10 protein-coding genes are annotated in these 13,555 nt (G+C 55.0%); 9 read left to right on the forward strand and 1 reads right to left on the reverse strand.

The annotated features are described in order from the left end of the window. Positions 1-67: 67 nt before the first annotated feature. The 9 genes from ACYP03_RS13505 to ACYP03_RS13545 all read left to right on the forward strand — a co-directional run bounded on the left by ACYP03_RS13505 (position 68) and on the right by ACYP03_RS13545 (position 12,052). Positions 68-1,339, forward strand: a complete 1,272-nt coding sequence (locus ACYP03_RS13505) for a glycosyltransferase (protein WP_459780370.1) — start codon at positions 68-70, stop codon at positions 1,337-1,339. Beyond that, positions 1,326-2,504, forward strand: coding sequence for a glycosyltransferase family 4 protein (locus tag ACYP03_RS13510; RefSeq protein ID WP_459780372.1), 1,179 nt, complete (start codon positions 1,326-1,328; stop codon positions 2,502-2,504). Before ACYP03_RS13505 ends, ACYP03_RS13510 begins: the two co-directional genes overlap by 14 nt. Continuing rightward, complete coding sequence (locus tag ACYP03_RS13515) at positions 2,497-3,921, forward strand: lipopolysaccharide biosynthesis protein (protein WP_459780374.1); 1,425 nt, start codon at positions 2,497-2,499, stop codon at positions 3,919-3,921. The genes ACYP03_RS13510 and ACYP03_RS13515 overlap by 8 nt, the downstream gene beginning before the upstream one ends. After that, on the forward strand, positions 3,918-5,429 hold the full coding sequence (locus tag ACYP03_RS13520; protein WP_459780564.1) for an O-antigen ligase family protein: 1,512 nt from the start codon (positions 3,918-3,920) through the stop codon (positions 5,427-5,429). Before ACYP03_RS13515 ends, ACYP03_RS13520 begins: the two co-directional genes overlap by 4 nt. An 86-nt stretch (positions 5,430-5,515) precedes the next feature. Beyond that, positions 5,516-6,277: an acyltransferase gene (locus ACYP03_RS13525; RefSeq protein WP_459780376.1), complete on the forward strand. Its 762-nt coding sequence runs from the start codon at positions 5,516-5,518 to the stop codon at positions 6,275-6,277. Continuing rightward, on the forward strand, positions 6,267-7,394 hold the full coding sequence (locus ACYP03_RS13530; RefSeq protein WP_459780378.1) for a glycosyltransferase: 1,128 nt from the start codon (positions 6,267-6,269) through the stop codon (positions 7,392-7,394). Before ACYP03_RS13525 ends, ACYP03_RS13530 begins: the two co-directional genes overlap by 11 nt. After that, positions 7,391-8,887, forward strand: a complete 1,497-nt coding sequence (locus ACYP03_RS13535; RefSeq protein WP_459780566.1) for a GumC family protein — start codon at positions 7,391-7,393, stop codon at positions 8,885-8,887. The genes ACYP03_RS13530 and ACYP03_RS13535 overlap by 4 nt, the downstream gene beginning before the upstream one ends. Positions 8,888-8,973: 86 nt before the next feature. After that, the gene (locus ACYP03_RS13540) at positions 8,974-10,128 is read left to right on the forward strand and encodes a glycosyltransferase (RefSeq protein ID WP_459780380.1); all 1,155 of its coding nucleotides are present in this window, start codon (positions 8,974-8,976) and stop codon (positions 10,126-10,128) included. Between the two features lie 37 nt (positions 10,129-10,165). Further along, entirely contained in the window at positions 10,166-12,052 is a 1,887-nt protein-coding gene (locus ACYP03_RS13545) for a sugar transferase (protein ID WP_459780382.1), read from the forward strand. A gap of 151 nt (positions 12,053-12,203) precedes the next feature. On the opposite strand, the gene ACYP03_RS13550 is transcribed toward ACYP03_RS13545, so the two are convergent. Then, positions 12,204-13,262, reverse strand: a complete 1,059-nt coding sequence (locus tag ACYP03_RS13550; RefSeq protein WP_330959407.1) for a DUF2278 family protein — start codon at positions 13,260-13,262, stop codon at positions 12,204-12,206. Positions 13,263-13,555 lie beyond the last annotated feature (293 nt).

A 13,555-nucleotide genomic window follows, 5' to 3' on the forward strand; every position in this document is an offset into this window, starting at 1 on the left:
TCAGCCTATTCGCACGAAGACACACCGAAACACACGAACACCGATCGACATCGGTTCGGAGGCACTGATGAACAGAGAATCAACCACTGCCAAAACCATTTTATTTGTTCACTATGGCGACGATGGTATCCGGGGAAGTGAACGGTGTTTGCTGAATCTGTTCGCACATCTGGACAGAAAAGCCTTTACGCCGGTGCTGTGGTGTAACAGCCAGGAGCTGGCCATGGCGGCCAGAGCCATGGGCGTCGCCTGCCATGCCACCCCCTTTTCGCTGTTGCTTGGCTGGGAAAAACCCAAACTCCGGCTCTTCGGGTGGTGGCAGCTGGTTCGCGCCGGTCAGCGCCTGATTCATGCTTACCGGGCCGATGTGGTTCACTGCAACAGCGGTGCCCCGTGCCAGTGGATGCACTGGGCCGCGAGATGGTGCCGGACTCCGATGCTTGTTCACCTGCATGCCCACTATTCACTTCGGGATCGCCTGACACTGGGGCTCTATCAGGCCCCTTTGCTGGTCGGCGTCAGCGACTATGTGCTTTCCCCTTTTATGCAGGAAGGATTTTCTCCTGAGAAGTGCCAAATCATTCCCAACGGCATTGATATCGAGGCTTTGGACGCAGTGGAAGCATTCCCTTTCCGAAACACCATGGACATTCCCGATGATGCCATTGTCCTGGGCTACGCCGGGGCCATGCTGATGGAAAAAGGCATTGATCACTTACTGAATGTCACCCACAGACTGATCGCAAAAGGGTATCCGGTTCATTTAGTGCTACTCGGAAACGGGCGGGATCAGCCAACATTTGAAGCAATGGCGGAGAAACTGAATATCCGTGATCGGGTTCATTTTGCAGGTCAGCAGGCCGATGCCATTGCCTGGATGAAAGGCGGCATGGATATCTATATCTCCAGCGCACACTCCGAATCTTTTGGTCTGGCACTGGCGGAAGCAAGTCTGGCCGGACTGCCCGTGGTCGTCAATCATATCGGCGGTGTCGGCAGCGTGATTAAAGATCAGGTCACCGGGCTTCTCGCCGCCACAAACAATGAAGTCGATTTGCTCGCCAAAATCGAAACCCTGCTGACCGAGCCGGACTTACGGCAACGGTTAGGCGCCTCCGGACGAGACTTCATCCGTAACAACCTGACCATTGAGAAATACTGTCAGTCGTTTGAAACACTCTATCACGCCATCGCCAGCGACGCGGACAGCATCCCGCGCCTGCATAAAGACTGGCACCTGCACGCAATGTACCGGGGCATCCTAAGCTTTCGGCCAAACAGACTGACCCGGTTTCAGGCGCAGCGCTGGTTAGAGGAACCCTGCCATGGCGAAAAGTAACACCCTCTTCATCATCGATCCCATCGCTTTTGGCGGGGGCAGCAAAAATGCGACCGTTTCCCTGTTAAAACAGCTGCCCGCCAGGCAATTTCATATCCGGGTCCTGACCAATGACCCGGAGAGCTGGCCCCTGCCAGACTGTGAACATCTCCCGCTGTGGCGCCCCCGGTGGCTCCCCGGAGGAAATCACGGTCTCGGTTATCTGATTCGTCACCTGCTGACTGCAGCAACGGGATTGAAAGCCTGCCTGAAACATGGCCAGCCAGCACTCTTACTCGGGGCGTCCGGCCCCGGAGTCGATTTTTCTCTTTTCCTGCTGAAAAAACTGACCGGCTGGCCGTTGCTGCAACTTGTTCATGGGCCCGTCGGACATTCCCGTATGCTCGGACGAAGCCTGGCCGCGGCCGACAAAGTCTGCTTTCTCGACAGTTGTCAGGACAGCATGACTGCGGCGCTTCGCAAGGCAGGCTATAGATTTACTCCCGTCAAAGCCAGATTTCAGTCTTTCATCAACGGGCTTTGCCCCGACCAGTGGCCTGGTGCATGCCAGTATGAACAGCCCCGCTTGCTGTGGGCCGCTTCTTTGCTGAAATGGAAAGGGCTGGACCGGCTGCTGCAGGCCCTTGAGTCGCTGCCGGTTGAGCACCGTCCGGATTCGGAGATCTGCTATCTCAGACCCAGACAAACCCAGCTGCCCGTTTCTGAATCCGGGCAGCCGATTGCCCGGATTCACTGGCATGAAAATCCGGTCAACTTCGATGCCATCCGGGCCCGCTGTAACCTGTTTATCTCTACCAGTGTCAGGGAACCCTTTGGTCTTTCCGTTCTGGAAGCCATGGCTGCGGGACATTGTGTGGTGATCCCGGCCGACGGCGCTTACTGGGATTCAGTGTTAATGGACGGCGTCCACTGCATCAAGTACCCGCCTGGTGACCACGATGCCCTGGCCAGCACCATTTTATGGCTGAGCCGGGACATGAAATCAATTCAGCGCATTGGAACCAGAGCACGCCAGCTGGCCGAAAATTACAGAGCGGAAACATGCTACCAACCTGTGGTCGATATCATCACCGAACTCTGCTCTCCGCCTGCAGCCGGCGTATCCGTCAGGCTGCCGTTTATCCAGCGCGTGAAAGCCCGCATCGGAGGTGCCAGACATGGTTAAACTCCCGGTTCCCAAAGCCATGCAATACATGGTGTTGTATGGCATCAGCATTGTGCTGATGAAAGGCGTTTCCCTGTTTATGCTGCCATTTATCACCCATCAGTTGCCGCCGGATGAATTCGGTCGGCTGGAAGTGCTGACCAGTATTGCGATGTTCGCCAGCATTATTCTGGGAATGGGGTTAAGCGAAGCGCTGTACCGCTTCGCCGGTGCCGCGCAAAATGAACAGGCGCAGAAATTCCATGCCAGTCAGGTCATGGGGATCACCCTCTGCATTGCAATCCTGACCTTGCCTTTCGTCTGGACAGCCGCTGCGCTGATTGGTGATCTCAGCCCGGCCTTATTCTCCCGTTACGAGTTAAGTCTGATGTTCACCGTGCTGGCCTTCGAAAGCTGCATCGCTGTCCCACTGGCATGGCTGAGAATGCGAGATAAGGTCTGGACGTTCTTCTTGCTGACCACAGGCAGAGCCATCAGTCACGCGGGCTTGATTCTTCTGATGCTCCATGCCGGTAAGGGGGTGACCGGCATTCTTGAAGCCGGGTTTATGGTCGCCATGACGCAGGCCGCGCTCCTGCTCATCATCCAGTACCGGGACACCGGCATCCGCATCCAGCGGGTCAAAGGACGCGAGATTCTCAGCTATTCCTGGCCGATCATGGGCAGCGGCTTACTGGCATTTACTCTGAACGGATTCGACCGGTGGGTGCTGGCCCATTTCGCCGGCCTGCAGGATGTGGCTCAGTATGCCGTCGCCAGCAAATTTGCGCTCGCCGTGGTGCTGATGATGCAGCCCTTTGGAATGTGGTGGATGCCCAAGCGTTTCGGGATACTGTTTGGCGAAAATGGCCGGTATCAGGCCGCCCGGATGACTACCCACGGCCTTGCTCTGCTCGGACTGATAACCGTCAGCGTCAGTCTTGTCGCCCCTGTATTCATTCACTGGCTCATGCCGGCCAGCTACGCACAGGCCAGCCTCTATGCGTTTGTCCTCATCCTCATCGCCGCACTGCGTGAAATCTGCGAGTTACTGAATCTCGGCGCTTTGGCGACCAAAAGCACCCGCTCGCTGATGATGATTCAGGGGCTGAGTGCCGTCGTCGGTGTCTGCCTGATGATTCTGCTTACACCAGCCTGGTCTGTCTGGGGAATTCTGGCTGCGCTGCTTGCCGCCCAGTTCATACGTGTCCTGCTGATCTGGCGTTTAAGTCAGGCCCGGCATCCCCTGCCTTTTCGCCGGAAAGCCCTGGCGGCAGGCGCTGCCCTGACCGCCATCGTCATGAGCCTGAGTGTGATTTCCTGGAACGCGATAACCCAGATTCTGGTTGCCGGTGTCGCCACCCTCATGCTGGCCTGGTGTTTTCACCACCTGCAGCTTCTACCGGATTTCATCCGGCACAGGGTTCTGTCACGATGACCGATGCGCGTCTCAGGTCATCCAGAAATCAGTGCCTGCTCGGGCTGGCACTTTGTGTCGTCTTCGGCGCAATCTGGCGGCTGATTCCGCATCCCCTGCTGCTGCCGGTATTTGGCCTGATTCCATTTGCGATTTTATTTGTGCTGACCCGCCCCTTCCTCATGGTACTGCTGTTTGTGGTTTTTTCTTTTTTCCGCATCCATGAAGTCTTCCCGCAGCTTTATTCGCTGAAAATCCCGCTGCTGCTGTCGCTGGCTTCTCTGGGAGCACTGTGCTGGCATATTGGGATCTCACAGCGGTATCGCGCTTACTGGCACCGGGATCTGACCGTGCTGACCACCTTCGCCATTCTGGTTCTGATTGGTGTCATCATGGCTGAAAACCGCGGTATTGCGCTGGCTTACTTCAAAGCCACTTACTGGAAAATCCTGATCATGGTCTTTGCGATCGCCTGGTTGTCCCGGGCCGCAAAGGATTTTGCCCTGTCCTCCAACGTGATTGCGTTTTCAGGCATGGTGGTCGGCCTTGTCGCTCTATACAACAAAGCCAACGGGATCGGGCTGGTAGAAGGCACCCGTGTCACCATCGGGCGTGCAATCGGTTCGATGCTGGGCGATCCCAATGATCTGGCACTGGTCCTGATGTTCCCGACCTCATTCGCGGTCGCACTGCTGCTGACCAAATCCATGCCGCTGTACAGCCGTCTCATCGGATTGTTATCGACTCCCATTCTGTTCAGCGCAGTGCTTGCCACCCAAAGCCGTGGCGGTCTGCTGGGGATCCTGACCGTCTTCGGATTATTCGGCTACCGCCGGATGAAGTCCAAAACCCTGTTCTTCTCACTTGGCGCACTGGCAGCTGCGTTGCTCTTTCTGGCCGCCGGTATTTCAGACCGGGCTTCAGGCGGTGCCGTAGAAGAAGGCATCGATGCCTCTGCCATGGGCCGTTTGTATGCCTGGGAAGCAGCCACAAAAATGGCGGTTGCGCATCCATTTACCGGCGTCGGGCTGGATAATTTCTATGCCAATTACTTTTTCTACAGTCCGCACTGGGACGGCCTGAACCATGCGGTTCACAGCACCTGGTTCGGTGTACTGGCTGAAACCGGATTCCTGGGTCTCACGGTTTTTGTCACCATGATTATTTGCCTGATCCGCACCGCTTTTGTCACTCTCGGCCGGATTGAAACGAATCTCGCCCACTACGATCCTGCCGTCTATACAACGGCGCAGGCTGTCCTTGCCGGGTTACTGGGCACCGTCGTGTCCGGCACCTTTCTGACCCAGGGGTTTACCTGGCCAATCTATATTCTGGCGGCACTGGTGATTGCGGTCGGAAACTATGTGAAAACCCAAGCGTCGCAATCCAGCCCGGAACCACGACGACAGCCTCAACCACATCCTCAACAGGAGACTGCATCCGGCGATTCGTCCGTTGCATTTTGCGAAGCGAAATGTCCTCACGCTGAGAACATTTCGGACTCTTCTCAGAAGACACTGCCTGACTGACAAGCTGGCACTACCTATGCATAAGCCAGATACAAGCCTGATTGATAACATTGATTGTTTCAGCAAGTGTTCCAGCAGGAGGTCTCATGTCAGTTGTGTCGGTCCATCATGTAAAACAGTGGCTCAAACACAGCCAGAATCCTCTGGCAAAGCGGTTATTTCACTTTTGTCTGTGGCTGCGCCGTTTGGAAGTTCCTGCGCCGCGCCTGCTGAGTCTGCCGCTTTATCACGGCTGGAAAGTCGCTCTCACCTCAGTACAGACCCTGGTCCGGATATGCTGGTGGACCCCGCTGTTCAAAGGCCGTCTGACAGCGTGCGGCCGCGGCTTAAACCTGTATGGCGGCCTGCCATTTATCTCCGGTCCGCTGAAAATCACCGTAGGACATCGCTGCCGGATCTCCGGACACACAACTTTCAGTGGCCGAGCTCACGGAACCTGTCAGCCGGAGTTACAGGTAGGCGATAACGTCGGAATTGGCTGGCAAACTACCATTGCAGTGGGCACTCAGGTGATTCTGGGCAATAACGTCCGAATTGCAGGGCGCAGCTTCTTGTGCGGCTATCCGGGTCATCCGGTTGACCCTGTCGCCCGGGCAGCCGGACAGCCGGATGCCGACTCACAAACCGGCGATATTATTCTGGAAGACGATGTCTGGCTGGGCACGGGTGTGTATATCATGCCCGGTGTCCGTATTGGTCAGGGCACGATCGTCGCTGCCGGGAGCATTGTGACTAAAAGTCTGCCACCGGGTGTGCTGGCTGCCGGAAACCCGGCGAAGGTACTCCGTACATTGGCCCGCCAAAACCCTCTGACCCGGCCGGATGAGGAGAAAACAGATGCCGCATGATCTGATCGTCTTCGGCGAAGACTGGGGTGGCCTGCCGTCCAGTACCCAGCATCTGATCCGGTATCTGGCACAGGATCGGCAGGTGCTTTGGATCAATTCAATTGGCCTGCGTCGCCCGGCCCTGACCGGCCGGGATCTTCAGCGCGCCTGGCGAAAACTGTTCGCTGCACGACAGTCCGGCCAGCAACCTCAATCCGGAATATCAGTGCCAGACCAAATGCAGGTCATCAATCTGAAGACGATTCCAGCACCTCGCACCCGTTGGGAACGAAAACTGGCCGCCTGGCTGATGCGTCGCCAATTGCTTCCGATAATGCGGCAATCCAAACTGCACGCTCCCATTTTGTGGTCATCGCTGCCGACCGCCGCCGATTTATGCGGACAACTGGGCGAGTCTGCGGTGGTTTACTACTGCGGCGATGATTTTTCTGCCCTGGCGGGCGTCGACCACCAGACCGTCTCCCAACATGAGCAATCACTGGTCCATCGTGCCGACCTGATCATGGCGGCCAGCCCGGTGCTGGCTGAACAGTTTCCGGCTTCGAAAACCCGGCATCTCCCCCACGGGGTTGATTTCTTGCGCTTCAATTCACCCGTACCGCGGGCCGCAGACTTACCGGATGACGGCCGGCCAGTCGCCGGATTCTACGGCAGTCTGTCTAATTGGCTGGATTATCCGATGCTGGCTGAGGTGATCAAACGCTTACCGGACTGGCATTTTGTCTTTATCGGTCAGATTCACACAGACATCAGTCCGATCGCCAAATTGCCTCAGGTCCATCTTCTGGGTCCCCGAGCGCATCACCAGCTACCGTCTTACAGTCAGCACTGGCAAGTCTCTTTATTGCCTTTTGTTGATAATGCACAGATACGAGCCTGTAACCCGCTCAAGCTGCTTGAATATCTGGCTGCCGGTCAGCCTGTGGTTGCAACCCCTTTTCCTGCGCTGAAGCCGTACCGGGAACTGATTCACGTTGCCCGGAGCGCCGATGAGATGGTCAACGCCATTCTGCGGGCCGGTCAGCAATCTCCGGCACCCCATCAGGCAAATGTTGCGGCGGACCATACCTGGCAGCAAAGAGCGGCTCAGGTGAGCCAGTGGCTGGAGGGACTGTGATGCGACTGTCTCATCGGTTTCTGATCATTCTGGAAGCGGCCTGGCGGCGGCGTTATCTGATTGTGTTGCCGATTCTCATTCTCCCGGTGTTCGGCGGTATCATCGGAACCTTCAGCCCGAAAACCTACCGTTCCCATACCAGTATGCTGATTCAGGAAACCTCGAAAATGAATCCGTTTCTGGAGGATCTCGCGGTTTCAGCCATGCTGAAAGACCGCATGGACGCCTTAAAAACCCTGCTGCACAGCCGCCACATTCTGGGCGCTGTCGCACGCGACCGCGGGCTCATTCACGATCAAACCAGCGATGCCGAAACCGATGCTGTCATTGCCCGCCTTTCTGCCGGTCTTACAGTCAGTATGATGGGCAAGGATCTGATCCGGATTGACTACCGTTCCGGTGCCCGGGAGGGTATGAAGGAAACGCTGGATATTGTGAGCCGGCATTTCATTGAGCAAGTGCTCGCCCCTGAACGGTCTTCCATGAAAGATTCCAGCTACTTTCTGTCTGAGCATATTCAGTACCGCCGGGAAGAACTGGAAAAAGCCGAACAGGCACTCGCCAGTTATAAAAGTGAGCACATCACCGTACTGCCCGAGTTACAGGTATCGACCATGACGCAACTGGGTCAGCTCAAACAGCGTCTGTCGGAAAAAAAATCTGAATTGGCAGGCGCCGTGCGCAGTCTCGGCGGTCTGGACCAGCAGCTGTCCAGAACCAACCCGGTGATTGGGCGCATTGAAGAACAAATCATCAAAACCCGCAGTGAAATCACCCTTCTCCGGGCCAGATATACCGATCAGCATTCCGCAGTTCAGGGCGCGCTGCGTGAACTCAGAAGGCTGGAAGATGAAAGACAAAAAGTCCTGTCGGCCACACCCACCCCGGTGAACCCGGAACAGCTCTGGGACATCGCCTCACACAACACGGTCTATGACAACGGACACACCCAGCCGTTACTGATTTCTCAGCTCGAACAGCTGCAGTTAGCACGCAGCAAAGTCGATGCGCTGCAGGAAGAAACCGCCAGCCTGAAAAACATGGTGCAAGAACTGGAAGCAAAGGCGCACGCCTTCAGTAATAAAGAACAGGAACTGAAGCGACTGGAGCGGGATCTGGCCGTCAAAAGCCAGCTGTATGACGAACTGCTCAAGCGCTATGAAATGGCCCGGCTCACCAGTTCTCTGGGTATTTTCGAGCAGGACAAACGCATCAAAGTGATTGATCAGCCCTTTACGCCGAGCGGACCATCGAACCTGCCTGTGATTGTTTTCATTCTGTCTGGCGTGTTTGGGGGCATTTTGATTGGCAGTGGTGCGGCACTGGTGCTTGAACTGACCGATACATCAGTCCGGCGCAAAGACCGCCTGTACAGCCTGACCGGTGTGCCTGTGCTGACCCGCCTGCCGCCACAACCCCAGGCAGCAGTCAGTTTGGATCTCTGTGCCTCGTTTGCAGAAAGACGCACAGAAAACAGCATCCCGTTGCCATAAAACTGCACCGTTTTCATCTTGAGTCTCAAAATGCAAAAAAAACGGACATCCGCCAGCAGGACTTCGTGATTTATCAGGAACTCAGGATGGGTTCAATCATGGCACAGCAATTGCTGAATCAGGAAATGAGCATCCAGCCAGGTAAGGTGAAGCGAATGAAGACAGTCATCCAAGTTGTACAACACTTGAAACCGGGCGGTCTGGAAGCACTCGCTCTGGATATTCTCCGGTTTTCTGCCAATAAAGACAGCATGTATATCCTCAGCCTTGAGGGCACCAAAGCTTCAGCGCTGGACCAATGGCCGAGACTCGAAGCCGTCGCGGATAAACTGATCTTCCTGGACAAAGAGCCGGGCTTTTCCCCTGAACTCATCCTGACGCTCACCCGCATTTTCCGCCGGATGAACGCCGAGATTGTCCATACACACCACATCGGGCCATTACTGTATGCCGGTCTGGCTGCAAGGCTCGCAAGAGTTCCCACGCTGATTCATACCGAGCATGATGCATGGCATCTGGCGAATGAAAAACGGTGCCGGCTGCAAAAACTTGCACTCACTTTCAGTCGCCCGCTTCTGGTTGCAGACGGTGCTCAGGTCGCATACCAGTTGTATCAGCGTCTGAAACGCCGCAACGTCATGACCATTCTGAACGGCATAGATACAGAACGCTTTCAACCGGGCAGTCAGGAAAAAGCCCGCCAGTCTCTGGGACTGCCGCAGGATGCGTTGCTTATCGGGACTGCCGGAAGGCTTGAGCCCGTCAAGCGGCAATTCCTGCTGATCGAAGTCCTGCCGGAATTACCCCATCATGTCCATCTTGTCATCGCAGGACACGGCAGTATGGCCGATAAACTGTTCAACCACGCCATCAGCCTGAATGTCACGGAACGCGTGCATTTTATGGGGCTGGTTGAGGATATGCCCCAGTTTTATCAGGCTCTGGATTTATTTTGTCTGGTTTCTGCGGCGGAAGGCTACCCGCTGACCCCGCTTGAGGCCCAGGCTTGCGGGATCCCGGCAGCGGTTACGGATGTTGGTGCCAGCCGGGAAACACTGTGCCCGTTCAGCGGCATGATCCTCAGTCCGGAAGACCCGCGAACCCTGACCTATCAACTGACAACAGCGTTAATGACGAAGCCGAGACAGAACCCGCGACATCATATCCTGCAACATAACGATGCCCGGAAGATGGCACTGGCATACGATGAACTTGGCCGTCTGGGGAAGCTCCCGGCCTAAAACCGACAGAGAACCGGCATAGAAAAAGGTGACCGATATGTGGCAGCAACTCATCAGCTCTCTCACCCTGATTGCGATTGTTCTGATCATTTATCATCACCTTGGCTATCCATTGCTTTTACGCTGGCTGAGCAAAAAAACGTCATCAATCAAACCACAGACCGTCAAACCGCAGGCCATCAGCCGGGCATTTCAGGACAGCGCATCTGATGCAGACTTACCCCGGATTGCCATAATGGTTCCTGCCTATAACGAAGCTGCCTGGATCGCAGAAAAAATCCGGAATCTCGCTGCGCTGGACTATCCCGACAGCAAACTCAGTATCGTCATTGCCTGCGATGGCTGTCAGGATGAAACGGCCGCGCTGGCAAGGCAGACAGCCGATGAAATGGCCTGCCGGCATCTGAATATTACCGTGATGGAATTTGCAGAGAACCGCGGAAAAGTCGCAACGATGAATGAAGTCATCCCCTTGCTGGCATGTGATCTCGTGGCGCTGAGCGATGTTTCCGCCATCATTTCCTGCGATGCATTACTACAGGCCGCGGCAAGTTTTGCTGATCCCGCGGTGGGAGTGCTCAACAGCCATTATCAGATCTACCAGCCGGGCACCGGCGGCGAAGAAACCTACTGGCAATATCAGGAGCGGCTCAAGACTCAGGAAGCGGCGCTGGGGGCGACGCTGGGTGCCCATGGCGCCTTTTATCTGTTCCGGCGTGAGCTGTTTGAACCGCTCCCGGCTGACACAATCAATGATGACTTTGTTCTGCCGATGCGGATCGTGGCCAAGGGCTACCGGGCAGCCCATGAAAACCAGATTATTGCGCTGGAACTGGAAGCTTCGTCTGTCGCCATGGATTTCAAACGTCGCCAGCGAATCGGCGCGGGCAACCTGCAACAAGTCGTCCTGTTGAAACAGCTGCTCAGCCCCAGATACCGGGGCGTCGCCTTTCTTTTTACTTCCGGCAAGGTCCTGCGGGTTCTGAGTGGTTATCTGATGGTGTTTGCGCTGGTCGGCAGTCTGCTGCTCGCCGGTGAATCCAGCGTATTTCTCTGCCTTGCGCTAATTCAGAGCTTTCTGTATCTGATTGCCGTCACGACGTTGATTTTCCCGGCCGCACCAACAGGCAAACTGGGACACACCCTCGCTTATCTGGTCAGCGGTCATGCCGCCAGTCTGATCGGCAGTCTGAGGTATGCCCTGGGTCTGGAAAAAGGTCGCTGGCAGCGGGTCACAGCTCTCTCCGCATCTGACAGACGCCCGTTCATTATCCACTCCAACCAACGCCGGAGCAGCGCCATGAATCCGATCACCGCCAAAACAAAACGCGTGATGGATATCATCATTGCCGGACTGGGGCTGGCGCTCACGCTTCCCGTCTTCCCGGTCATCGCACTGGCCATCAAACTGGACTCCCCCGGCCCTGTTTTTTTCCAGCAGCGCCGGATCGGACAAATGCTGCCTGAGCAGACCCGAATCTTTAATATCCTGAAATTCCGGACCATGGTCGTGAACGCGGAATCCGTGACTGGTGCCGTATTCGCGTCCAAGGCAGATCCACGCATTACCCGCGTCGGTTCGTTCCTCAGAAAAACTCGACTGGATGAACTCCCCCAGCTGATTAATGTGCTCCGGGGTGACATGTCAATCGTCGGTCCCCGGCCGGAAAGGCCGGAATTTTATCAGCAGCTCGAATCTGCCATTCCCTTTTTCACCGAACGGACGTACGGAATTCTGCCCGGGATTACAGGTCTGGCTCAGATCAACCAGGGCTATGACACCAGTATCGAAGATGTTCGCAGCAAAGTGGCTTTCGACCACAGTTACGCGCTGATACTGGGGTCGTTCTGGCCATGGTTCAGAACTGACCTGATGATTATGGGTAAAACATTCGGGATCATGCTGGGTCGCAGAGGGCAATGACTGTGGTCACCGGTCCGTTTGTTCTCAGCCGTGGTGAGATACGTATTGAACTGTGAACCGGCGTGACAAGAAATTAAAACAGCCCCTGCGCTGGCAAGGGCTGTGGTTATCCATGAAGCTTTGACCCAACAATACTTTCAGGCAAACACCATTAAACAAATACGACGGGGCGTCCTCTGCGGGAAGCGTCTTTCTTGGTGTAGGCAACACCGTCAACTTTGAATCCGCGGGCATCCAGTAAGGTGATGGTTCCGCCTTTATTCGACAGCTGGGCACCTTCCCCTGAAAGTCTGATCACAGCCGTTTCACCGGGCTGAACGACAGCATCCGGCACATCATCAAAGTTGTCATTGCGGTCGAGTACTTTCCAGCCGCTCAGATCCAGTGGTTCCTCTGAGATGTTGAGAACGGTGACAAACTCGTTGCCTTCATCTTCAGCAAACGGATTGACCATGGCCGCCACAATCCGGGCTAAATGATACGGTGAGTCAGGTGAAACGACTGGCCACGATGGTGCATCACCGTGAGACGGAATTTCAACATGAACAACCGATGGCGCGCCGGACATAGGCGTTGCATCCTGATCATCTGTATGCCAGACCTGATTCTGGAATTTCAGGAACAAGGCAACTGACTGATTTGAAGACGGAAAGTCAATAAACAAGGCACCATCGCGGTAAGTTCCGTGATTATCACTGGGGTCGCCCTGATTCATGTGAATCATATGCACGCCATTCCCGGGCAGAAAATCAAAGTACTTATCTTCTTTGTCATCTTCCGGTCCCCAACGTTCGCCAAAGGCATACACTGTTGCGTCATCTTCCCGGATAGCCCTGTCAATTAACCCTTCGATGTATTCGAATAAGTCGTTATTCGGGCCGGGTTCCATGTGAACAACCGGCTTCATGTCAGTGGCACGGAACATGTTGCTTCGGATGTAATCCAAGGCGGCTTCATCATCAACACCATCACGTAAATCATTCCAGCCGATCGGTAACTCCCTTGCGTGATCCAAGGTCGGATGCTGAAAATCATGGACAATCAAGTGCTCAATCAGGCGGCGATGAACCGGCCCTCTGCTGGATCGAACGTTAATCGCAATCCGGTAATCCACACCATTCGCTTGTAATAACAATTCTGAATGAGGGGAATTGTCATTATCGCGTACATAGTTGATAACCGAGCCTTTCAAAACACCGTAGTTCTTCATTGGCTTTCTCTCAGTGATATGCAGTTTAAGGAATCTACAACGCGCTGAGCAGCAGAAAAATCCACCGTTCAGCCCCTGTTTGTGACCAATCACACCAGCAATTGCACGTCAGGCAATAGTCAATTGGTTTCATTCTAGCCAACACGAAAAATGTTTAAAAATATCTCAGTAGAAATATCCACACACATCACTGTTTGAAATTCAGGCTGTCTTGCGAAGCCCGGCGGCGATTTTCACGGTGTGACCATGCAGAATGATCACTATACTTGGCCCTATAACCCCATAAGAAACAG

Source organism: Photobacterium sp. R1 (assembly GCF_054600795.1).